1 protein-coding gene is annotated in these 382 nt (G+C 61.3%); it reads right to left on the bottom strand.

Annotation, left to right across the window (positions count from 1 at the left end):
- The coding region (locus AC0L3U_RS38605; RefSeq protein WP_198960214.1) for an Hpt domain-containing protein at positions 1–380 on the bottom strand (380 nt) is incomplete at its 3' end.
- Positions 381–382: the final 2 nt, after the last annotated feature.

Raw genomic sequence — 382 nt, forward strand, 5'->3', positions numbered from 1 at the left:
GCCATGCCCTGCTCGACCATCGCTTCCAGCTTGTCGATGAGATCGCGGTCGGTACCCTCGGGCTCGGCTTCGGTCGCCTCCAGCCCGGCCAGAATTTCCTTGATGCGGTCGATCGACGACAGGATCACCGTCACCGCTTGCCCGGTCACCGGCATGCCGTCACGGAATTTGCCCATCAGCGTCTCGCCGGCATGCGCCAGCGCTTCCAGGCGCGGCAATCCGAGGAAGCCGCACGTCCCCTTGATGGTGTGGACCAGACGGAAGATGTTATCCAGGATCTTGGCGTTGTTCGGCTCCTGCTCGAACTTCACCAGCTGATTGTCCACGGTGTCCAGGCTCTCGCTGGTTTCCGTCAAAAACTCCCGCAACAGATCATCCATGA

This window comes from Bradyrhizobium sp. Kon69, from assembly GCF_055807515.1.